This is a genomic window from Kitasatospora sp. NPDC085895 (assembly GCF_040702125.1).
Lineage (GTDB): Bacteria > Actinomycetota > Actinomycetes > Streptomycetales > Streptomycetaceae > Kitasatospora > Kitasatospora arboriphila.
The window spans coordinates 1-21,660 of the sequence record NZ_JBFBJY010000102.1 but is presented as its reverse complement, the minus strand read 5'-3'; the positions used below and the strand labels follow the sequence as shown (position 1 = coordinate 21,660).

18 protein-coding genes are annotated in these 21,660 nt (G+C 72.1%); 13 read left to right on the top strand and 5 right to left on the bottom strand.

Annotation, left to right across the window (positions count from 1 at the left end):
- The first annotated feature begins 65 nt into the window (after positions 1-65).
- Together AB0442_RS36970 and rlmN are read left to right on the top strand one after the other, a co-directional pair.
- Positions 66-389: an immunity 53 family protein gene (locus AB0442_RS36970; RefSeq protein ID WP_366167930.1), complete on the top strand. Its 324-nt coding sequence runs from the start codon at positions 66-68 to the stop codon at positions 387-389.
- A 148-nt stretch (positions 390-537) separates the two neighbouring features.
- Entirely contained in the window at positions 538-1,638 is a 1,101-nt protein-coding gene (gene rlmN / locus AB0442_RS36965) for a 23S rRNA (adenine(2503)-C(2))-methyltransferase RlmN (protein ID WP_366167929.1), read from the top strand.
- 76 nt (positions 1,639-1,714) lie between these two features.
- On the opposite strand, the gene AB0442_RS36960 is transcribed toward rlmN, so the two are convergent.
- The 4 genes from AB0442_RS36960 to AB0442_RS36945 form a co-directional block, all read right to left on the bottom strand.
- Positions 1,715-2,851: a hypothetical protein gene (locus AB0442_RS36960; RefSeq protein WP_366167928.1), complete on the bottom strand. Its 1,137-nt coding sequence runs from the start codon at positions 2,849-2,851 to the stop codon at positions 1,715-1,717.
- Positions 2,852-2,868: 17 nt separating this feature from the next.
- Positions 2,869-3,633 (bottom strand): ATP-binding cassette domain-containing protein, encoded by a 765-nt coding sequence (locus tag AB0442_RS36955; protein WP_366167927.1) that lies wholly within the window; start codon positions 3,631-3,633, stop codon positions 2,869-2,871.
- Between the two features lie 200 nt (positions 3,634-3,833).
- On the bottom strand, positions 3,834-5,228 hold the full coding sequence (locus AB0442_RS36950) for an aspartate aminotransferase family protein (RefSeq protein ID WP_344625108.1): 1,395 nt from the start codon (positions 5,226-5,228) through the stop codon (positions 3,834-3,836).
- Complete coding sequence (locus tag AB0442_RS36945; RefSeq protein WP_043175796.1) at positions 5,225-5,698, bottom strand: Lrp/AsnC family transcriptional regulator; 474 nt, start codon at positions 5,696-5,698, stop codon at positions 5,225-5,227. The genes AB0442_RS36950 and AB0442_RS36945 overlap by 4 nt, the downstream gene beginning before the upstream one ends.
- Positions 5,699-5,965: 267 nt before the next feature.
- On the opposite strand from AB0442_RS36945, the gene AB0442_RS36940 reads away from it, so the two are divergent.
- A complete protein-coding gene (locus tag AB0442_RS36940; RefSeq protein WP_366167926.1) occupies positions 5,966-7,411 on the top strand; it encodes a gamma-aminobutyraldehyde dehydrogenase in 1,446 nt (481 codons plus the stop codon).
- Positions 7,412-7,567: 156 nt separating this feature from the next.
- A complete protein-coding gene (locus AB0442_RS36935) occupies positions 7,568-8,926 on the top strand; it encodes an aspartate aminotransferase family protein (RefSeq protein WP_366167925.1) in 1,359 nt (452 codons plus the stop codon).
- Between the two features lie 60 nt (positions 8,927-8,986).
- Here AB0442_RS36935 and AB0442_RS36930 read toward each other — a convergent pair whose 3' ends face one another.
- Positions 8,987-10,642: a PucR family transcriptional regulator gene (locus AB0442_RS36930; RefSeq protein WP_344625105.1), complete on the bottom strand. Its 1,656-nt coding sequence runs from the start codon at positions 10,640-10,642 to the stop codon at positions 8,987-8,989.
- A 431-nt stretch (positions 10,643-11,073) separates the two neighbouring features.
- On the opposite strand from AB0442_RS36930, the gene AB0442_RS36925 reads away from it, so the two are divergent.
- From AB0442_RS36925 to AB0442_RS36885, 9 genes are all read left to right on the top strand, one after another.
- The gene (locus AB0442_RS36925) at positions 11,074-12,591 is read left to right on the top strand and encodes a gamma-aminobutyraldehyde dehydrogenase (protein ID WP_366167924.1); all 1,518 of its coding nucleotides are present in this window, start codon (positions 11,074-11,076) and stop codon (positions 12,589-12,591) included.
- 47 nt (positions 12,592-12,638) lie between these two features.
- Positions 12,639-13,898: a spermidine/putrescine ABC transporter substrate-binding protein gene (locus AB0442_RS36920; protein ID WP_366167923.1), complete on the top strand. Its 1,260-nt coding sequence runs from the start codon at positions 12,639-12,641 to the stop codon at positions 13,896-13,898.
- Between the two features lie 41 nt (positions 13,899-13,939).
- Entirely contained in the window at positions 13,940-15,112 is a 1,173-nt protein-coding gene (locus AB0442_RS36915; RefSeq protein WP_366167922.1) for an ABC transporter ATP-binding protein, read from the top strand.
- Positions 15,109-16,038: an ABC transporter permease gene (locus AB0442_RS36910; protein ID WP_366167921.1), complete on the top strand. Its 930-nt coding sequence runs from the start codon at positions 15,109-15,111 to the stop codon at positions 16,036-16,038. The genes AB0442_RS36915 and AB0442_RS36910 overlap by 4 nt, the downstream gene beginning before the upstream one ends.
- The gene (locus AB0442_RS36905; RefSeq protein WP_366167920.1) at positions 16,038-16,841 is read left to right on the top strand and encodes an ABC transporter permease; all 804 of its coding nucleotides are present in this window, start codon (positions 16,038-16,040) and stop codon (positions 16,839-16,841) included. Before AB0442_RS36910 ends, AB0442_RS36905 begins: the two co-directional genes overlap by 1 nt.
- Positions 16,842-16,912: 71 nt before the next feature.
- Positions 16,913-18,307: an FAD-dependent oxidoreductase gene (locus AB0442_RS36900; RefSeq protein ID WP_366167919.1), complete on the top strand. Its 1,395-nt coding sequence runs from the start codon at positions 16,913-16,915 to the stop codon at positions 18,305-18,307.
- A 206-nt stretch (positions 18,308-18,513) separates the two neighbouring features.
- Complete coding sequence (locus tag AB0442_RS36895) at positions 18,514-18,960, top strand: hypothetical protein (protein WP_366167918.1); 447 nt, start codon at positions 18,514-18,516, stop codon at positions 18,958-18,960.
- Between the two features lie 115 nt (positions 18,961-19,075).
- Positions 19,076-19,762: a hypothetical protein gene (locus AB0442_RS36890; RefSeq protein WP_366167917.1), complete on the top strand. Its 687-nt coding sequence runs from the start codon at positions 19,076-19,078 to the stop codon at positions 19,760-19,762.
- A gap of 172 nt (positions 19,763-19,934) precedes the next feature.
- Positions 19,935-21,473: a CoA-acylating methylmalonate-semialdehyde dehydrogenase gene (locus AB0442_RS36885; protein WP_344625096.1), complete on the top strand. Its 1,539-nt coding sequence runs from the start codon at positions 19,935-19,937 to the stop codon at positions 21,471-21,473.
- The last annotated feature ends 187 nt before the right edge of the window (positions 21,474-21,660 follow it).

Below are 21,660 nucleotides of genomic sequence, written 5' to 3'. Positions count from 1 at the left end.
CGGGCGTCCACCGCCCGGGGCTCGCGGCGTGAAGGGGTGCTGCCCGGGTGGGTACCGTGGCATCCGTGAACGCCACCGGGCAGGCACTGGAGCGGCTCCAGCAGTGGTACCTCGCGCAGTGCGACGGCCGGTGGGAGCACGAGCGGGTCATCAGGATCGAGACCCTGGACAACCCCGGGTGGACGGTGTCCGTGGACCTCCGCGGCACCCCTCTCGCCGGGCGCCGCCTCCCGCGCCGGCACATCGACCGCAGCGAGCACGACTGGATCGAGGCCTGGACGGCGAAGGGCGTCTTCCACGCCGTCTGCGGACCGCTCAACCTCGGTGAGGCCCTCGCCCTCTTCCACACCTGGGCCGAGGAGCCCGCGGATTCCCCGGGCCACGGCTGACGGCACCGGCGGCGCACCGACCGGGCCACGGCGGCCGGGTCACGCCGACCGGGGCTGGGCCGGGCCGGGTCTCGGATCGGCCGGCGCCGGGTCCGCGGTGCGGAGCGCGGCCGGGCCTCCTTCCGGCATCTGCGACACTGGATGCACCATGCCTAAGCCCGGAGAACTGACCTTCGTCGCGCCGCGCGGCGCCAAGCCCCCGCGACACCTCGCCGACCTCAGCCCCGCCGAGCGCAAGGAGGCCGTCGCCGAGCTGGGTGAGCAGCCGTTCCGCGCCAAGCAGCTGTCCAACCACTACTTCGGCCGGCTGTCCGACGACCCGGAGACCTGGACGGACATCCCGGCGGCCAGCCGCGGGAAGCTCACCGAGAGCCTGCTGCCCGAGCTGATGTCGGTGGTCCGGCACGTGTCCTGCGACGACGACGCCACCCGCAAGACGCTGTGGAGGCTCTTCGACGGCACCCTGGTCGAGTCGGTGCTGATGCGCTACCCGGACCGGGTCACCATGTGCATCAGCTCGCAGGCCGGCTGCGGCATGAACTGCCCGTTCTGCGCGACCGGCCAGGCGGGCCTGACCCGGAACCTGTCGACCGCGGAGATCGTGGAGCAGATCGCCTCGGGCATGCGGGACCTGAAGACCGGCGCTGTTCCCGGTGGTGAGGCCCGGCTCTCCAACGTGGTGTTCATGGGCATGGGCGAGCCGCTCGCCAACTACAACCGGGTGCTGGCCGCGATCCGCAGGCTCACCGATCCGGCGCCGGACGGCTTCGGCCTCTCGCAGCGCGGCATCACCGTCTCCACCGTCGGCCTGGTGCCCGCCATGCACCGCTTCGCGGACGAGGGCCTCAGCTGCCGCCTGGCGCTGTCCCTGCACGCGCCCGACGACGAGCTGCGCGACGAGCTGGTGCCGGTGAACACCCGGTGGAAGGTCGACGAGGTGCTGGACGCCGCGTGGAACTACGCGGACAAGTCCGGCCGCCGGATCTCCATCGAGTACGCGCTGATCAAGGACATCAACGACCAGGCGTGGCGGGCGGACCTGCTCGGCCGCCTGATCAAGAACCACCGGGTGCACGTGAACCTGATCCCGCTGAACCCGACGCCCGGGTCCAAGTGGACGGCGTCCCGCCCGGAGGACGAGCGGGAGTTCGTCCGCCGCCTGCAGGCGCACGGCGTGCCGACGACCGTCCGCGACACCCGCGGCCAGGAGATCGACGGCGCCTGCGGCCAGCTGGCCGCCGCGGGCTGACCGGCCCGCAGGGAGAAGCACAACGGAAGGGCGGTGGACACCCGACGGGTGTCCACCGCCCTTCCGGCGTCCGGTGTCAGACCAGGCAGGCCGCGGCGAACAGCGCGGTCAGGCCGCCGGTGAGGAGTAGCACGCCGACCGCGGCGGCGGCCCGCACGGCGACGGCCGCGCGCAGCGTCGCCGGTTCGGCGCCGAGCCGGACGAGGGCGGCGGTCACCTCCCGCCGGGCCGCGCGGATCTCCAGGGCGCGGGCGACCACGGCGCCGGCCGCGCAGCCGGTGACGAGGAGGACGGCCGCGCGGACGGGCAGGTCGGGCTCGTCGCCGTAGCCGAGTGCGGCGACGAGGACGGCGAGGCCGAGGACGAGCACCGCGAGCGGGCCGGCGAGCGGCCGGGCCTCCGCGGTGAGCGAGCGGGCGGCGAGCAGCCGCACCGGGCCGGGCCGGCGCAGGGCCAGCACCCGGCCGGCGAGTGCCAGCAGGGGCGCGGTGAGCAGGGCGAGCCCGAGGGCGGTGAGGGCCCAGCCGATGAGGGCGGCGGTGCCGACCGAGCCGAGGTGGGCGGGCAGGTCGACGGGCCGGCCGTCCTGTTCGGCGCCGGGCCGCAGTCCGTAGAGCTCCAGGGCCATGCCGACGACGGTGAGTCCGACGGGCACGGCGATCCGCGCCGGGTGGAAGCCGGTGCTGCGGGCCACGGCGGTGCGGCCGGGGAGCGCGTCGGTCAGCGGGACGGCCGCGGCGGCCGCGCAGCCGGCCACCAGCGGCACGAGGACGAGCAGGGTGACCGGCGCGGCGGCCGGCAGCGAACTGCCGAGGCCGACGTCGGCGGCGAGCCCCGGGCCGGCGATGTCGTTGCGCAGCACGAGGAAGAGCAGCAGGGCGAGCACGCTGCCGAGGGCGGCGGCGAGCGCGGTCTCGACGGCGATCAGCAGCCGGATGCGGACGGGGCCGTAGCCGGCCGCGGCGAGGCCGGCGATCCGTTCGGGGTGCTGGGCGGGCACGGCGCGGGCGGCGGCGGCGGAGAGCCAGCCGACCGCGGCCAGCGCGGGCAGGCACCAGAGCAGCCGGGGTACCGAGGTGGCGGCGGGTTCGCCGAGGGCCCGGCCGAGCGAGCGGAGCAGGAAGGCGGCGGCGGTCGCGGCGGCGGTCGCGGTGGGCAGCCAGCGGGCCAGGTCGAGTGCCCGGTAGCCCCTGACGAGTCGGAGTGGGAACAACGTCGTCCTCCCGGCTCTCAGCGTGCGGCCGTGACGGCCGTGGAGCCGCTGGCGGTGGAGCCCGCGGTCCTGCCGTCGGCGGTGCCCGCCGGGGTGGTGGACGTGCCGGAGATCCGGCCGTCGACCAGGGTGAGGGTGCGGTCGGCCTGGCCGGCCGGCTCCGGGTCGTGGGTGGCCAGGAGCAGGGTGAGGTCGTGCGAGCGGGCGGCGCTCGCCAGTATGCGCAGCACCTGTTCGCGCTCCTCGCGGTGCAGGGGGGCGCCCGGGTCGTCGGCGAAGACCACCCGGGGCAGCGGTGCGAGGGCCCGGGCGACGGCGATCCGCTGGCGCTGGCCCTGGGTCAGCTCGGCGGGGCGGCGCTTGGCACAGTCGGCGACGTCGAGGCGTTCGAGCCATTCGGCGGCGGCGGTGTACGCGGCGCGGTGGCCGGTGCCGGCGAGCAGCAGCGGCAGGGCGGTGTTCTCGCGGGCCGTCAGTTCCGGCACCAGGTGGGGCTCGGAGCCGACCCAGCCGAAGCGCTCCCGGCGGAGCTTCTCGCGTCCGGTGCGGCCGAGGGTGTGCACGGGGGAGCTGTGGAACCAGACCTCGCCCTCGTCGACCGGCAGCTGGGCGGAGAGGCAGCCGAGCAGGGTGCTCTTGCCGGAGCCGCGGGGGCCGGTGACGGCGAGCACCTCGCCCTCCCGGACGGCGAGCGAGACTCCGCGCAGGGCGGGTGTGCCGTGGTGGGACTTGACGATCCCTCGGGCCCACAACACGTCGTTGTCGGGCGGGGCCGCTGACATGGAGAACCGTCCTGGTGCCTTGTCGGGATATGACAGTCGTCAGATTAGAACGAACAGGTCGCGGTGCGGTTGCGGCACACTGGCCCATCTCCGGGCAAATCGCCGTGATTCCGGCGGTCGGATCCGGAGTTCGTCACCTCGGCACGCCGAAGGGCGGCCCCGGTGGACCGGGACCGCCCTGGCGGAGGGTGGGAGGAGGGTCAGATCTTCGCCCACGCGTCGGTGAGGCTGACCCGCAGGATCTGCTCGATCTCGTCGAAGGTCGACTGGTCGGAGATCAGCGGCGGGGCCAGCTGGACGACCGGGTCGCCGCGGTCGTCGGCGCGGCAGTACAGGCCGTTGTCGAAGAGCGCCTTCGACAGGAAGCCGTAGAGGACGCGCTCCACCTCGTCGTCGTTGAACGACTCCTTGGTGGTCTTGTCCTTCACGAGCTCGATGCCGTAGAAGTACCCGTTGCCGCGGACGTCGCCGACGATCGGCAGGTCGCGCAGCTTGTCCAGGGTGCCCAGGAAGCGCGACTCGTTGTCGAGCACGTGCTGGTTGAGCCCCTCGCGCTCGAAGATGTCGAGGTTGGCCAGCGCCACCGCGGAGGACACCGGGTGGCCGCCGAAGGTGTAGCCGTGCAGGAAGGTGTTCTCGCCCTTGTAGAACGGCTCGGCGATGCGGTCCGAGATGATCGTGGCGCCGATCGGGGAGTAGCCCGAGGTCATGCCCTTGGCGCAGGTGATCATGTCGGGCTGGTAGCCGAACTTGTCGGCGCCGAACATGGTGCCGAGGCGGCCGAAGGCGCAGATGACCTCGTCCGAGACGAGCAGCACGTCGTGGCGGTCGCAGATCTCGCGCAGGCGCTGGAAGTACCCGGGCGGCGGCGGGAAGCAGCCGCCGGCGTTCTGCACCGGCTCGACGAAGACGGCGGCGACGGTGTCCGGGCCCTCGAAGAGGATGGCCTGCTCGACCTGGTCGGCGCACCAGCGGCCGTAGGCCTCCGGGTCCACGGTGCCGTCCGGGCCCTGCAGGTACTCGGGGGCGCGGTAGATGTTGGTGTTGGGAGCCTTGTGGGTGCCGGGCACCAGCGGCTCGAACGGGGCCTTCAGGCCCGGCAGGCCGGTGATCGACAGGGCGCCCTGGGGGGTGCCGTGGTAGGCGACGGCCCGGGAGATGACCTTGTACTTGGTCGGCTTGCCGGTCAGCTTGAAGTACTGCTTGGCCAGCTTCCAGGCGGTCTCGACCGCCTCGCCGCCGCCGGTCGAGAAGAACACCTTGTTCAGGTCGCCCGGGGCGTAGTTCGCCAGGCGCTCGGCGAGCTCGACGGCCTTGGGATGGGCGTAGCTCCAGACCGGGAAGAAGGCGAGCTCCTTGGCCTGCTTGGCAGCCGCCTCGGCGAGCTCCTCGCGGCCGTGACCGGCCTGGACCACGAACAGGCCGGCGAGGCCGTCGAGGTACTTCCTGCCCTTGTCGTCCCAGACGTAGGTGCCCTCACCGCGCACGATGGTGGGGACGGGGGAGTTCTCGTACGACGACATGCGGGTGAAGTGCATCCACAGGTGGTCGTAGGCGGTCTTGGAAAGGTCCTTCTGCGCCGGGTCGGCTGTCATCTGGTGCCCCAGGTGTAGGTCTGTTTCCGGAGCTTCAGATAAACGAAGCTCTCGGTGCTCCGCACGCCGGGAAGCGCGCGGATGCGCTTGTTGATCATTTCGAGCAGGTGCTCGTCGTCCTCGCACACCAGCTCGGCCAGCAGGTCGAACGAGCCTGCGGTGCAGACGACGTAGTCGACCTCGTCGAACGCGGCCAGGGCGTCCGCGACCGGTTCGATGTCGCCCTCCACCCGGATCCCCACCATCGCCTGCCGGGTGAAGCCGACGGTGAGGGGGTCGGTGACGGCGACGATCTGCATCACGCCCTGGTCGAGCAGCTTCTGGACGCGTTGCCGTACGGCGGCCTCCGACAGGCCGACGGCCTTGCCGATGGCGGCGTACGGGCGGCGCCCGTCCTCCTGGAGCTGTTCGATGATCGCCTTGGAGGCGGCGTCGAGGGGAACGCTGGCGTTCCGGTCGCGGTTGGCCACGTCGCCACTGTGCACGATCGCCGCGCGGCACGCAAGCCGTCGTCGTGCTGATTTCGTCGCTGTTTCCAAAATTGCATGCGGATTGCGTTGTGTCCGGAGATGAAGCCTGTCGATACCGTCGGTCATTGGGTAGCCTGGACCACGTACGCACGCAGGCGTGCACACACCCCCAGTGGACCGCGGCCGGTCCGACCCGGCCAGCCGTGCGCCGGAGGTACCCTGGCGCCGGATTCTGCAACGCCGCAGGCCCAGACCGAGGAGAGACCCGTGAGCGACCTTCGTACGCTGCGCAACTACATCAACGGCGAGTTCGTCGATGCGGCGGACGGCCGCACGCTGGACGTGATCGACCCGACGACCGGCGAGGTGTACGCGACCTCCCCGCTCTCCGGCGCCGCCGACGTCGACGCTGCGATGGCCGCCGCCGCCGAGGCCTTCCCCGTGTGGCGCGACGCCACCCCCTCGACCCGCCAGAAGCTCCTGCTGAAGATCGCGGACGCGGTGGAGGCCCGGGCCGACGAGATCGTCGACACCGAGTGCCGCAACACCGGCAAGCCGCGCGGGCTGACCCTCTCCGAGGAGATCGGCCCGATGGTCGACCAGATCCGGTTCTTCGCCGGCGCCGCCCGCCTGCTGGAGGGCAAGGCCGCGGGCGAGTACATGGACGGCATGACCTCCATCGTCCGCCGCGAGCCGGTCGGCGTCTGCGCCCAGGTCGCGCCGTGGAACTACCCGATGATGATGGCGGTCTGGAAGTTCGCCCCGGCCATCGCCGCCGGCAACACCGTCGTCCTCAAGCCCTCGGACACCACCCCGGCCTCGACCGTGCTGCTCGCCGAGATCATCGGCGGCATCCTCAAGGACATGGAGCTGCCGGCCGGCGTCTTCAACGTCATCTGCGGCGACCGCGAGACCGGCAAGCTGATGGTCGAGCACCCCGTCCCGGCGATGGCCTCCATCACCGGCTCCGTCCGCGCCGGCATCCAGGTCGCCGAGTCCGCCTCCAAGGACGTCAAGCGCGTCCACCTGGAGCTCGGCGGCAAGGCCCCGGTCGTGGTCTTCGAGGACGCCGACATCGCCGAGGCCGTGGAGGGCATCTCGGTCGCCGGCTTCTTCAACGCCGGCCAGGACTGCACCGCCGCCACCCGCGTCCTGGTGCACGAGTCGATCCACGACGCCTTCGTCGAGGCCCTCGCCAAGGCCGCCGCCGACACCAAGACCGGCGGCATCGACGACGAGGACGTCCTCTACGGCCCGCTGAACAACGCCAACCAGCTCGCCCAGGTCACCGGCTTCATCGACCGCCTGCCCGGGCACGCCAAGGTCGAGGCCGGCGGCCACCGGGTCGGCGACAAGGGCTACTTCTACGCCCCGACCGTCGTCTCCGGTCTGCTGCAGGACGACGAGATCATCCAGCGCGAGGTCTTCGGCCCGGTCATCACCGTGCAGAAGTTCACCGACGAGGACGAGGCCGTCGGCTACGCCAACGGTGTCGAGTACGCCCTCGCCTCCTCCGTCTGGACGAAGGACCACGCCCGCGCCATGCGGATGTCCCGCCGCCTGGACTTCGGCTGCGTCTGGATCAACACCCACATCCCGCTGGTCGCCGAGATGCCGCACGGCGGCTTCAAGAAGTCCGGCTACGGCAAGGACCTGTCCTCCTACGGCTTCGAGGACTACACCCGCGTCAAGCACGTCATGACCGCGATCTGACCGACCGACGCGACCGGCGCACCCGGGGGCGCGGGCAGCTGCGCGCACAGCGCGGCCGCCCGCGCCCCCGCGCTTTGCCACCCTGTCACGGCGACGCGCCGATCGGGTGACATGGTGCAACTGCCTCGCGGCCCCCGTGCTCCCTAGGCTGGCCGCATGAGCATCCCCACCGCTGACTCAGCCGCAGGCCAGGCCGTCAAGGCCGCCGACCGCGCGCACGTCTTCCACTCGTGGTCCGCCCAGGCGCTGATCGACCCCCTCGCGGTGGCCGGCGCCGAGGGTTCCTACTTCTGGGACTACGAGGGCAACCGCTACCTCGACTTCTCCTCCCAGCTGGTGAACACCAACATCGGCCACCAGCACCCGAAGGTCGTCGCCGCGATCCAGGAGCAGGCGGCCAAGCTCTGCACCATCGCGCCCGGCTTCGCCGTCGAGCCGCGCAGCGAGGCCGCCCGGCTGATCGCCGAGCGCACCCCCGGCGAGCTGAACAAGATCTTCTTCACCAACGGCGGCGCCGAGGCCAACGAGAACGCCATCCGGATGGCCCGCCTGCACACCGGCCGTCAGAAGGTGCTCTCCACCTACCGCTCGTACCACGGCGCCACCGCCAACGCCATCGCGCTGACCGGCGACCCCCGCCGCTGGGCCAACGAGACGGGCGTCTCCGGCATCGTCCACTTCTGGGGCCCCTACGCCTACCGCTCGGTCTTCCACGCCGAGAACGAGGCGCAGGAGTGCGAGCGCGCGCTCGCCCACCTGGAGCAGGTCATCGCCTTCGAGGGCCCGGCCACCGTCGCCGCGATCATCCTGGAGACGGTCGTCGGCACCGCCGGCGTGCTGATCCCGCCGCCCGGCTACCTGCAGGGCGTCCGGGAGATCTGCGACCGCCACGGCATCGTCTTCATCCTCGACGAGGTCATGGCCGGCTTCGGCCGCACCGGCGAGTGGTTCGCCGCCGACAACTGGGGCATCACCCCGGACCTGCTGACCTTCGCCAAGGGCGTCAACTCCGGCTACGTCCCGCTCGGCGGCGTCGCCATCAACCCGGAGATCGCCGCCACCTTCGACGAGCGGGTCTTCCCCGGCGGCCTCACCTACTCCGGCCACCCGCTGGCCTGCGCCTCGGCCGTCGCCACCATCAACGCGATGGCGGAGGAGGGCATCGTCGAGAACGCCAAGCGGATCGGCGAGAGCGTGATCGGCCCCGGCCTGCGCGAGCTCGCCGAGCGGCACCCCTCGATCGGCGAGGTCCGCGGCCTCGGCGTCTTCTGGGCGCTCGACCTGGTCAAGAACCGCGAGACCCGCGAGCCGCTGGTCCCCTACAACGCGGCCGGACCGGCCAACGCGCCGATGGCCGAGCTGGCCGCCGCCTGCAAGCAGCGCGGCCTGTGGCCCTTCGTCAACATGAACCGCTTCCACGTGGTGCCGCCGTGCACCGTCAGCGCGGAGGAGGCCAAGGCCGGCCTCGCGATCCTCGACGAGGTCCTCACCCTCACCGACGCGCACACCGTCTGACCCGCGCGACGGAGCGGCCCCGGGGCGAACCGCCCCGGGGCCGCTCCGTCGCGCCCGCGCTCAGCGGCGCACCGCGTCCAGCGCCAGCAGCGCCACGTGCAGCGACAGGCAGGACTCCACCTGGTCCAGGTCCACCCCGAGGATCCGCTCCACCTTGTGCAGCCGGTCGTAGAACGACGGCCGGGACAGGTGCGCCGCGTCCGCCGCCGCCGACTTGTTGCGGCCCTGCTCCAGGTAGATCCGCAGCATCCGCACCAACTGCCCGCCGTGCTCGGCGTCGTACGCCAGCAGCGGCCCCAGCTCGCGCTCCACGTACGTCTGCAGCCGCTCGTCGTCGCGCAGCAGGTGCAGCAGACCGCGCAGCCGGACGTCCGGCAGCCGGTAGTAGGCGGCCGCCCGGCCGCCCGGGGCGTCGTGCAGCGCCGCGTCCGCGACCTGGGTCGCCTCCAGCAGGGTGCGCCGGGCGTCGCGCACCGACCCCACCGAGGAGCCCACCGCGACCACCGGCTCCGGCGGCGGCGCCGCCGCGTCCCGCGCACCGTCCGCCACCAGCTTGCGCAGCGCCGCCGCGAACGCCTCCAGCGCCGCGTGCTCGTCCTGCTGCGAGCCGAGCGCGATCAGCATCCCGACGCCCTCGTCGTCCAGCGCGCCGACCAGCGCCGACAGCCGACAGCCGCGGATCGCCGTCGCCGCCAGCTCGGTGAAGTCCCGCAGCCGGGCCTGCGCCTCCAGCGCGGCCGGCACCGCCCCGCGGCGCTGCCGCAGCACCACGCCCACCAGCCGCCGCCCCTCCAGCGGCACCCCCAGCGCCTGCGCCCGCAGCGCGACCTCACTGACCGTCAGGGCGTGCGTGAGGATGCCCGACAGCAGCGTGCGGTGGGTCTGCCGCTCCAGGCTCTCCCGGTCGCGCACCACCAGCCGGTTCAGCGCCAGCGTCGCCGCGCCGCGCTCCAGCATCATCGCGTGCGGGTGCGCGGTGCCCTCCGGCAGCGCGCCCGGCCCGCCGATCAGCACCAGCCGCCCCCAGTCCTGGCCGCGCGCGCCGACCGCGGTGACCAGCCAGCCGCTGCGCGGGTCGTGCCCGGTGCGGCCCGGCGGGCGGACCCCGCGCGAACGCGCCTCCCAGCCCTCCAGCAGCTCCGCCTCCGGCCGGCCGGCGCTCTCGTGCGCCAGCACCTGGTGCGCCAGGTTCTCCAGCACCACCGGCGCACCGGCCAGCTGCGCCACCTGCCGCACCACCTCGGCGGGCTCGGCGCCCTCCACCGCCAGCTCGTTGAAGACCTGGTGCACCGCCTCGGAGGTGCGCAACTGCTCCAGCTGGGCGTTGACCACCAGGGCGTGCACCGCCTCGGTGACGGCGACGAAGCGCAGCTCGCGGCGGAGCGCGATCAGCGGCAGTCCGCGCTGCTCGGCGGCGTTGACCAGCGCCCGCGGCAGCGAGTCGAAGTAGCGGCGGCCGAACTCGACGACCAGGCCGGCGGCGCCGACGTCGGCGAGCTCGTGGACGTAGCGGGCCAGGCCCTCGCGCTGCTCGGGCAGGGCGATGCCGGTGGTGAGCACCAGCTCGCCGCCCTGCAGGACGCCGGCGACGTCCGGCAGCTCACTCACGTGGACCCAGCGGACGGGCCGCTCCAGGTGGTCCGCACCGGCCACCACGTCGGGCAGTCCGCGCCGCATCACGTCCAGGTCCAGCACCCGGGCGACGGTGGGGAGCATCGCGGGCCTCCAGCTGCTCAGGGTTGTCAGGGAAATCTTGCCTCGGCGCGGTGCCCGCCCACCCGCCGCGCCGCCTTGCACCCTGTAAACCCCTTGCCGCCGGGCCTGCCGGAGTGACCCTTGTCACCCGATCGCCCGAGACGGCATGGTCAGGCAATCGGAAGTGGCGAAAACCGGGACGCGGCAGCGGAATCCGCAGCGTAACCAGAAGGCAACAGCGGAATCCCTTGTGGAAGAAAACTGGGCCTGTCAGGATCGCGCAATCCCGGTGAACCACCGCTTCGGATCTCTCCGTCTGCTATGCGGCGACTGGACCAGTCTCCGGCCATGGCGTACGGGCATCGCCGCACCGCCGAGGAAGCATGGGCGTGCGGCGGCATCCGCGCCCCGGCGTGCGGAAGCCGAACCACCGGGCACATGGAGGACAGCAGATGGACCTGACCAGCTTCGGCGCCGGCGCGCAGCACATCGCCGGGCGGATGGTCACAGGGAGCGGCGACGAGCGGTTCCGGGTGGTCAACCCGGCCGACGGCAGCACCGTGGAGGAGGTCGTGCTGGCCTCGCCCGCCGACGTCGACGCCGCGGTCGGCGCGGCCCGCGCCGCCCTCCCCGAGTGGTCCCGCGCCACCCCCGGCACCCGCGCCGAGGCCCTGGGCCGGCTGGCCGGCGTCCTCGCCGAGCACGCCGAGGAGTTCGCCCGCGTCGAGACCGCGCAGACCGGCAAGCCGATCAAGCTCTCCACCGAGTTCGACGTCCCCGGCACGATCGACAACACCGCCTTCTTCGCCGGCGCCGCCCGCAACCTGGAGGGCAAGGCCGCCGGCGAGTACTCCGGCGACCACACCTCGTACGTGCGCCGCGAGGCGATCGGCGTGGTCGGCTCGATCTCGCCGTGGAACTACCCCCTGCAGATGGCCGCCTGGAAGATCCTCCCGGCGATCGCCGCGGGCAACACCATCGTCCTCAAGCCCGCCGAGCTCACCCCGCTGACCTCGCTGATGTTCGCCGCCGCGTGCACCGAGGCCGGCATCCCCGACGGCGTCGTCAACGTCATCACCGGCGCCGGCCGCACCGCCGGCGAGCACCTCGTCTCCCACCCCGCGGTGTCGATGGTGTCGTTCACCGGCTCCACCGAGGTCGGCAAGCGGGTCGCCGAACTCGCCACCGCCACCGTCAAGCGCACCCACCTCGAACTCGGCGGCAAGGCCCCGTTCGTGGTCTTCGACGACGCCGACCTGGAGGCCGCCGTGCACGGCGCGGTCGCCGCCTCCCTCATCAACAGCGGCCAGGACTGCACCGCCGCCACCCGCGCCTACGTCCAGCGCCCGCTCTACGACGCCTTCGTCGCCGGGGTCGCCGACCTGTACGCCGCCGTCCGCCTCGGCGACCCGCGCAACCCGCAGACCGACCTCGGCCCGCTGGTCTCCTTCGCCCACCGCGACCGCGTCGCCGGCTTCGTCGAGCGCGCCCGCCGCGACGGCGCCACCGTCGTGACCGGAGGCGGCACCGGCACCAAGGGCCACGACGGCACCGACCTCACCCTCGGCGCCTACCACCAGCCCACCCTGATCACCGGCGCCGCCCAGGACAGCGAGGTCGTCCAGGGCGAGATCTTCGGCCCCGTCCTCGTCGTCCTGCCCTTCGACAGCGACGAGGAGGGCCTGCGGCTCGCCAACGACACCCCCTACGGCCTCGCCGCGTCCGCCTGGACCCGCGACGTCCACCGCTCGCTGCGCGCCACCCGCGAGATCGCGGCCGGCTGCGTCTGGGTCAACGACCACATCCCGATCATCAGCGAGATGCCGCACGGAGGCTACAAGGCCTCCGGCTACGGCAAGGACATGTCGCAGTACTCCCTCGACGAGTACACCCAGGTCAAGCACGTCATGTACGACACCACCGCGGTGGCCCGCAAGGATTGGCACCGCACGATCTTCGGGGACCGATAACCCCGTCCGTCCCCCACGCCCGAGCCCCCTCAGGAGGGTGTCCCCGCATGCAGCGACACGAGATCACCGACGGCCTGCCGGAGCCGGTCCGCAAGGCCTGGGAACGCAGCCTCACCAACGGCCGCGCCGCCCTCAGCCGCCGGACGGTGCTGCGCGCCGGTGCGTTCGCGGCCGGCGCGGGCACCCTCACCGCCTGCGGCATCCCGCCGGCGAAGAGCACCAACGGCACCTCGGGCGAGGCCGCCAACGCCGCCGCGAAGGACCTCTCCGACACCGACAAGGTCCTCAACTTCTCCAACTGGCCGCTGTACGTCGACGTCGACCCCAAGGACGAGCAGAAGCACGGCACCCTCGACGCCTTCACCGCGGCCACCGGCGTCAAGGTCAAGTACACCGAGGACGTCAACGACAACGTCGAGTTCTTCGGCAAGGTCAAGCCGCAGCTCGCCGCCGGCCAGGACACCGGGCGCGACGTCATGGTCCTCACCGACTGGATGGCCGCCCGGCTGATCCGCCTCGGCTGGGTGCAGAAGCTCGACCAGTCCAGGATCACCACCGCGATCACCAACCTGGAGGCCCGCTTCCGCGCCCCCGACTGGGACCCGGGCCGCCTCTACTCCTACCCGTGGGCGGGCATCCAGGTCGTCATCGCCTACAACAAGAAGGCGACCAAGGGGAAGGCCGTCACCAGCGTCTCCCAGCTGCTCGACGACCCCGAGCTCAAGGGCCGCGTCACCTTCCTGTCGGAGATGCGCGACACCATCGGCATGACCCTGCTCGACATGGACAAGGACCCGGCGAAGTTCACCGCCGACGACTACGCCGCCGCGATCGCCCGCCTCCAGAAGGGCGTCGACAGCAAGCAGATCCGCAAGTTCACCGGCAACGACTACGGCCAGGAGCTGTCCTCCGGCGACATCGCCGCCTGCGTCGCCTGGGGCGGCGACCTCATCCAGCTCAAGGCCGACAACCCCGACATCGAGTTCGTCGTCCCGGACAAGGGCTACGTCGCGTCGACCGACAACATGCTGATCCCGGCCCGCGCCCAGCACAAGCACAACGCCGAACGGCTCATCGACTTCTACTACCGGCCCGAGATAGCCGCCCGGCTCACCGCAGGCATCGGCTACGTCTCCCCGGTCACCGGCGCACAGGCCGAACTCGCCAAGCTCGACGCCGACGCCGCCGCCAACCCCCTGGTCATCCCCACCCCCGAGATGGCCGCCAAGGTCCACAACTTCCGCAGCCTCGGCGAGGCCGAGGAGAGCGACTTCGAGGACAGGTTCTCCAAGCTCATCGGCGCCTGACCCACGCCCCCGACCACCGGCCTCGGAGATAGGACCACACCATGACCGACCAGGCGACCGACACCACCGCGAAGGCCACCGGCCCCGCCGAAACCCCCTCGGGCGGCGACGTACGGCTCACCGGCATCAGCAAGACCTACGGCAGTTCCACCGCCGTCCACCCCCTCGACCTGACGATCCCCCAGGGCTCCTTCTTCGCCCTGCTCGGCGCGTCCGGCTGCGGCAAGACCACCACCCTGCGCATGATCGCCGGCCTGGAGGACCCGACCTCCGGCACCGTCCTCATCGGCGGACAGGACGTCACCGCCCTGCCCCCGTACAAGCGGCCGGTCAACACCGTCTTCCAGAGCTACGCGCTCTTCCCGCACCTCGACATCTACGAGAACGTCGCCTTCGGCCTGCGCCGCCGCGGCAAGAAGGACGTCAAGAAGCAGGTCGAGGACATGCTGGAGCTGGTCGAACTCGGCCCGCTCGCCCGCCGCAAGCCGCACCAGCTCTCCGGCGGCCAGCAGCAGCGCGTCGCCGTCGCCCGCGCCCTCATCAACCACCCGCAGGTCCTGCTGCTCGACGAACCGCTCGGCGCCCTCGACCTCAAGCTCCGCCGCCAGATGCAGCTCGAACTCAAGCGCATCCAGACCGAGGTCGGCATCACCTTCGTCCACGTCACCCACGACCAGGAGGAGGCCATGACCATGGCCGACACCATCGCGGTGATGAACGGCGGACGCATCGAGCAGCTCGGCGCCCCCGCCGACCTCTACGAGAACCCCGCGACCACCTTCGTCGCCAACTTCCTCGGCCAGTCCAACCTCATCCCCGCCGAGGTCACCGGGAACTCCGGCGACGAGCTCCTGCTCAGCGCCGGCGGCACCCGCCTCGCCGTCCCCCGCGCCCGCTGCGCCACCGACGCCACCAAGGTCCACCTCGGCGTCCGCCCCGAGAAGATCACCATCGCGCACTCCTCCACGGACGTCCCCGAGGACCGCAACCGCCTGGTCGGCACCGTCGTCGACTCCAGCTTCATCGGCGTCTCCACCCAGTACACCGTCCGCACCGGCACCGGCCAGGACATCGCCGTCTTCGAGCAGAACATGGAGCGCGACAGCCGGATCGTCCCCGGCGCCACCGTCCAGGTCCACTGGAACCCCGCCCACTCCTTCGCGCTCGACGCCTCCCAGGCGATCGACGCCGGCACCGCGGAGGAGGACGCGTGACCACCACCACCGAGACGGCCCCGCTCCAGGACGCCGCACCCCCCGCGCCGCCCCGGCGCACCCGGCGCAAGCTCGTCCCGTACTGGCTGCTGCTGCCCGGCATCGCCTGGCTCGTGGTCTTCTTCGCGGTGCCGATGGTCTACCAGGGCTCCACCTCCCTGCAGACCGGCTCGCTGGAGGAGGGCTTCCGCGTCACCTGGCACTTCGCCACCTACTGGGACGCCTTCACCGAGTACAAGTGGCACTTCGTCCGCTCCTTCGCGTACGCCGCCACCGCCACCGTGCTCTGCCTCGCCATCGGCTACCCGCTCGCATACACGATCGCCTTCAAGGCCGGCAAGCGGTGGCGCAACGTCATCCTCATCCTGGTGATCGCGCCGTTCTTCACCAGCTTCCTGATCCGCACCCTGGCCTGGAAGACCATCCTGTCCGACGGCGGCTACGTGGTCGGCGCGCTCAACACCCTGCACGTCCTCGACCTCACCGACGCGCTCGGCCTCACCGCCGGCCACCGCGTCCTCGCCACCCCGCTCGCCGTGGTCTGCGGCCTCACCTACAACTTCCTGCCGTTCATGATCCTCCCGCTCTACACCTCGCTGGAGCGGATCGACCCCAGGCTGCACGAGGCCGCCGGCGACCTCTACGCCAAGCCCTTCACCACCTTCCGCAAGGTGACCTTCCCGATCTCCCTGCCCGGCGTCGTCGCCGGCACCCTGCTCACCTTCATCCCCGCCTCCGGCGACTACATCAACGCCCAGCTGCTCGGCTCCCCCAGCGAGCAGATGGTCGGCAACGGCATCCAGAAGCAGTTCCTCAACGTGCTCGACTACCCCACGGCGGCAGCCCTGAGCTTCATCCTGATGGCCCTGATCCTGGGCGTGGTGACGGTCTACATGCGCAAGGCCGGAACGGAGGACCTGGTCTGATGAACAAGGTGTCCAGCTGGCTGCGCCGCAACCTCGTCACCCTCGCGGGCGTCCTCGCCCTCGCCTACCTCGTCCTGCCCAACCTGGTCGTCCTGCTCTTCTCGTTCAACAAGCCCGCCGGCAAGTTCAACTACGAGTGGGCCCAGTTCTCCACCGACGCCTGGACGGACCCCTGCGGCGTCGCCGACATGTGCGGCTCGCTCGTCCTCAGCCTGCAGCTCGCCCTCGCGGCCACCGCAGGCGCCACGGTCCTCGGCACCATGGTCGCCTTCGCCCTGGCCCGCTACCGCTTCCGCGGCCGCTCCGCCACCACCGGGCTGATCTTCCTGCCGATGGCCATGCCCGAGGTCGTCATGGCCGCCTCGCTCGGCACGCTCTTCCTCAACATGCGCATCCCGTTCGGCTTCACCACGATCCTGATCGCACACATCATGTTCTGCCTCAGCTTCGTGGTCACCGCCGTCAAGGCCCGCGTCATGAGCATGGACCCGCGCCTCGAACAGGCCGCCCAGGACCTCTACGCCACCCCGGTGCAGACCTTCCTCAAGATCACCCTGCCGCTCGCCGCCCCCGGCATCGCCGCCGGCGCGCTGCTCAGCTTCGCCCTGTCCTTCGACGACTTCATCATCACCCAGTTCAACTCGGGCCCCACCACCGTCACCTTCCCGATGTTCGTCTGGGGCGCCTCGCAGCGCGGCATCCCCGTCCAGGTGAACGTGATCGGCACCGCGATGTTCCTCGCGGCCGTCGTCCTCACCGTCGCCGGACAGTGGATCGGCAACCGCCGGAAGGCCCGCGCCTGATGCCGCACCACTCCTCCTCCCCGTTCTACTGACCGACGCCCGAACGACCATCAGAAAGCGGCTGATACGGCATGGACTCCGCCCGTGCGCTCAGTGACGTCAAACCCACCTCGTTCTGGCTGGAGGACCCGGGTCGGCCCGAGGCCCTCCCCGCCCTCGTCGGCGACACCACCTGCGACCTGCTGGTCGTCGGCGGCGGATACTCCGGCCTGTGGACGGCGCTCCTCGCCAAGGAACGCGACCCCTCGCAGGACGTCGTCCTCGTCGAGGCGGACGAGGTGGGCTGGGCGGCCTCCGGGCGCAACGGCGGATTCTGTGCCGCCAGCCTCACCCACGGCTTCGGCAACGGCCTGCAGCGCTGGCCCGCCGAACTGAACCGGCTCGAAGAACTCGGCCGCGCCAACCTCGACGCCATCGAGGACGCCGTCAAGACGTACGACCTCGACTGCGAGTGGGAGCGCACCGGCGAGATCGACGTCGCCACCGAACCCCACCAGCTCGACGAACTCCACGAGGTCGCCGAGGCCCTCGCCGAACACGGCCTCGCCACCACCGTCCTCGACGCCGACCAGGTGCGCCGCGAGGTCGACTCGCCCACCTTCCTCGGCGGCCTCTGGGACCGCGACGGCGTCGCCATGGTCCACCCCGCCAAACTCGCCTGGGGCCTCAAGAAGGCCTGCCTCCGGCAGGGCGTCCGCATCCACGAACGCACCAAGGCCCTCACCCTCGTCGAACACGGCACCGGCATGGCCGTCCGCACCCCCTACGGCCGGGTCTTCGCCCGCCGCGTCGCCCTCGGCACCAACGTCTTCCCGTCCCTGCTCAAGCGCGTCCGCCCCTACATCGTCCCGGTCTACGACTACGCCCTCATGACCGAACCCCTCAACGACGAGCAGATGGCCGCCGTCGGCTGGCGCGGCCGCCAGGGCCTCGGCGACAGCGCCAACCAGTTCCACTACTTCCGGCTCTCCGCCGACAACCGCATCCTCTGGGGCGGCTACGACGCCATCTACCACTACGGCGGCAAGGTCCGCGCCGAGCACGACCAGCGCCCCGACACCTTCCGCACCCTCTCCCGGCAGTTCTTCGAGACCTTCCCCCAGCTCGAAGGAGTCCGCTTCACCCACGCCTGGGGCGGCGCCATCGACACCTGCAGCCGCTTCTCCGCCTTCTTCGACACCGCCCACCACGGCCGCGTCGCCTACGCCGCCGGCTTCACCGGCCTCGGCGTCGGCGCCACCCGCTTCGGCGCCGAGGTCATGCTCGACCTCCTCTCCGGCGAACGCACCGAACGCACCGAACTGGAGATGGTCCGCAAGAAGCCGCTCCCCTTCCCGCCCGAACCCGTCCGCTGGGCCGGCATCGAACTCACCCGCTGGTCGCTCGACCGCGCCGACCGCCGCGGCGGCCGGCGCAACCTCTGGCTGCGCACCCTGGACCGCCTCGGCCTCGGCTTCGACAGCTGACCCCACCGCCGGCCCGACCGCCGACGCCACCGCGGGGCGCACCCCGGCCACCCGGCCCGGATGCGCCCCGCGGCACGTCCGCGTCCGGCCGCCGACCAACGCCCGGACCGAGAACCGCCTGGACCGAGAACCGCCGAAACCGTGTAAGAACCCGCACCCGCCGCCCTCTCCCCGGTGAGCGACCCCGACCGTCCCGAGGAGCACCGATGCCGCCCACCGCCCGCACCGCCGCAGCCTGGCTCGCCGCGGCCGCCCCCGACCCGCGCGCCTTCCTGCGCACCTGGGAACGGAGCGGCCGCCGCCCCGCCCCGCTGCCCGCCGGTCGCCAGTGGGACGCCGTCCTCACCCCCGGCCCGTTCGGACGCACCGCCCTCGACGCCCTCGCCCGCCTCCCCGGACCGGGCCCCGTCCTCCAGGACCGCACCGCCGGCACCGTCGCCTTCCTCGTCCCCACCGGCACCGCCGACGGCTGGCTCGGCTCCGGCATCCGCACCCTCGGCCACGGCACCGCCCTCACCGTCCCCCACCCGGACGGCACCGACCGCGCCCTGCACTGGCTGATCCCCCCGGACGGCACAGGCCGGCTCGTCGACCCCCGCCGCCTCGAACTCGCCCTCCACGACGCCGCCGCCCGACTCACCGGCCTCCCGTGACCCGCCGACCGAACCGCCCACCCGCCGACCGAACCGTCCACCCGCAGGGCCGAACCGCCCACCCGCAGGGTCACCGCAACGCCACCCCGAGGGTGAACCGCGCCAGACTGGCCCCATGACCGCAAGCGCGCTCTCCGACGAGCACCTCCGGCTGCTGGAGACCGCCCAGCCGCTCTGCCTCCGGTACGCCCTCGCCCTCGCCGGTCCCGACGCGCTCGCCGCCCACGGCCTCCCCGCCACCCGCTCCACCGGACTCGTCCTCGTCACCGGCGAGGGCCCGCCCCTCGCCGACATCGCCGCCGGCCTCGCCGAACACCTCCGCGCGGCCGGCCACCGCGCCGACGTCCAGCCCGGCACCCCGCGCCAGATCCAGCTGACCGGCACGCCCTGCCCGATCGAACTGCGCAAGGAGCCGTTGAGGCACCCCGCCGTGCTGCTCCCCGGTGCCCCCGTCCCGGTGGTCGCGCTGCCGGACGCCGCCGCGCTCGCCGTGCTCCTCCTCTGCGACCGGGGCCTGCCGGAGGACCTCGCCGCCCTGCACGTGCTGAGCGGCCCCTTCTCCGAGGGCGAGCTGCTGGCCCTGGCCGGCGCGCTCGGCGAGGAGTTCCAGCCGGTGGTGCTCGCCGACCGGCTGGAGTCCGCGGCCGCGTTCGTCCACCCGGACGCCGCGGCCCGTTCGGCCTGGGCCCAGGCCTGGGCGCAGGACCTCCGACTGGACCTGATGGAGGCCCGGGAGGACGACGACGGGCTGCACGACCCCTATCTGGAGGACGTCGAGGCGGAGCAGCCCGACGACCTGTAAGGGTGAATCTCCGTTCCCCGTCACGCTGCTCGTTGAGGCCCGACGGCAGGGTCCGCAGACTGGATTACGAGCGCGGGAGCCCCGTGATCCCGTCGTCCGGACGAAGCCGGGCGGCGCCGTTACCACGTACCGGCGGCCCACACACCGCACGGGACTTCGGAGGCAGACGATCTTGAGCAAGTCCAGCCCGAACAAGCACGTCACCCACTGGATCGGTGGCGCCCCCGTCGCCACCGCCGGCGCCGCGCCCCGCCGCGGTGACATCTTCGATCCGGCCACCGGACAGGTGTCGGGCCAGGTCGACTTCGCCGAGATCGCCGAGGTCGACCAGGCCGTCGCCGCTGCGGCCTCGGCGTTCGCCGAGTGGCGTCGCTCGTCCGTGGCCAAGCGCACCCAGGTGCTCTTCCGCTTCCGCGAGCTGTTCAACGCCCGCAAGGACGAGCTCGCATCGATCATCGTCTCCGAGCACGGCAAGGTGCACTCGGACGCCCTCGGCGAGCTCGCCCGCGGCCTGGAGGTCGTGGAGTACGCCTGCGGCATCCCGCAGCTCTCCAAGGGCGGCTTCTCGGAGCAGGCGTCCACCGGCATCGACGTCTACTCGATCCGCCAGCCGCTCGGCCCGGTCGCGATCATCTCGCCGTTCAACTTCCCGGCCATGGTGCCGATGTGGTTCTTCCCGATCGCCATCGCGACCGGCAACACGGTGGTCCTGAAGCCCTCCGAGAAGGACCCGTCCGCCGCCAACTTCCTCGCCGAGCTGTGGAAGGAGGCCGGCCTGCCGGACGGCGTCTTCAACGTCGTGCACGGCGACAAGGTCGCGGTCGACCGCCTGCTGGAGCACCCCGACATCAAGTCGGTCAGCTTCGTCGGCTCGACCCCGATCGCCCGCTACGTCTACGAGACCGGCACCCGCTACGGCAAGCGCGTCCAGGCCCTCGGCGGCGCGAAGAACCACATGCTGGTGCTGCCCGACGCCGACCTCGACCTGAGCGCCGACGCCGCCGTCAACGCGGGCTTCGGTGCGGCCGGCGAGCGCTGCATGGCGGTCTCCGTCCTGGTCGCCGTGGACCCGATCGGCGACGAGCTGGTCGAGAAGATCAAGTCCCGTGTCGCCGCGCTGAAGGTCGGCCCCGGCTGCAACGGCGACTCCGAGATGGGCCCGCTGGTCACCGGCCAGCACCGCGACAAGGTCACCTCCTACGTCGAGTCCGGCCTCGCCGACGGCGCCGAACTGGCGGTCGACGGCCGCAAGCACGCGATCGCGGCCGAGGACGTCAACGGCGCCCCGACCGCGGACGGGTTCTGGCTCGGCCCCACCCTGTTCGACCACGTGAAGCCGGGCATGTCCGTCTACAGCGACGAGATCTTCGGTCCGGTCCTCTCGGTCGTCCGGGTCTCCACCTACGAGGAGGGCCTGGCCCTCATCAACAGCAACCCGTACGGCAACGGCACGGCCATCTTCACCAACGACGGCGGCGCCGCCCGGCGCTTCCAGAACGAGGTGGAGGTCGGCATGGTCGGCATCAACGTGCCGATCCCCGTCCCCGTCGCCTACTACTCCTTCGGCGGCTGGAAGGCCTCGCTCTTCGGCGACGCCCACGCCTACGGCCCCGACGGCGTCCAGTTCTTCACCCGCGGCAAGGTCGTGACCCAGCGCTGGCTCGATCCGTCGCACGGCGGCATCAACCTCGGCTTCCCCACCAACAGCTGAACCGCCCCGCCCCCGACCACCGGCCGGCCCCTCTCCCCGAGGAGCCGGCCGGTTCGTTTGCATCCGCTCCCCGTTCGGCGTAGTGTTTCCTAGTCGCTCGGCAGGGAGCACCGGACACGCATCTGCGCGGACGGTCCCGGAGCGGCCAATCCCTTGAAACACCACTTCCAGATCCTCATCGGGTCGC

Coding starts and splice junctions, on each gene's coding strand:
- rlmN (WP_366167929.1), top strand. CDS start 538: ATGCCTAAGCCCGGAGAACTGACCTTCGTCGCGCCGCGCGGCGCCAAG.
- AB0442_RS36955 (WP_366167927.1), bottom strand. CDS start 3,633: ATGTCAGCGGCCCCGCCCGACAACGACGTGTTGTGGGCCCGAGGGATC.
- AB0442_RS36950 (WP_344625108.1), bottom strand. CDS start 5,228: ATGACAGCCGACCCGGCGCAGAAGGACCTTTCCAAGACCGCCTACGAC.
- AB0442_RS36935 (WP_366167925.1), top strand. CDS start 7,568: ATGAGCATCCCCACCGCTGACTCAGCCGCAGGCCAGGCCGTCAAGGCC.
- AB0442_RS36930 (WP_344625105.1), bottom strand. CDS start 10,642: ATGCTCCCCACCGTCGCCCGGGTGCTGGACCTGGACGTGATGCGGCGC.
- AB0442_RS36925 (WP_366167924.1), top strand. CDS start 11,074: ATGGACCTGACCAGCTTCGGCGCCGGCGCGCAGCACATCGCCGGGCGG.
- AB0442_RS36920 (WP_366167923.1), top strand. CDS start 12,639: ATGCAGCGACACGAGATCACCGACGGCCTGCCGGAGCCGGTCCGCAAG.
- AB0442_RS36915 (WP_366167922.1), top strand. CDS start 13,940: ATGACCGACCAGGCGACCGACACCACCGCGAAGGCCACCGGCCCCGCC.
- AB0442_RS36905 (WP_366167920.1), top strand. CDS start 16,038: ATGAACAAGGTGTCCAGCTGGCTGCGCCGCAACCTCGTCACCCTCGCG.
- AB0442_RS36900 (WP_366167919.1), top strand. CDS start 16,913: ATGGACTCCGCCCGTGCGCTCAGTGACGTCAAACCCACCTCGTTCTGG.
- AB0442_RS36895 (WP_366167918.1), top strand. CDS start 18,514: ATGCCGCCCACCGCCCGCACCGCCGCAGCCTGGCTCGCCGCGGCCGCC.
- AB0442_RS36890 (WP_366167917.1), top strand. CDS start 19,076: ATGACCGCAAGCGCGCTCTCCGACGAGCACCTCCGGCTGCTGGAGACC.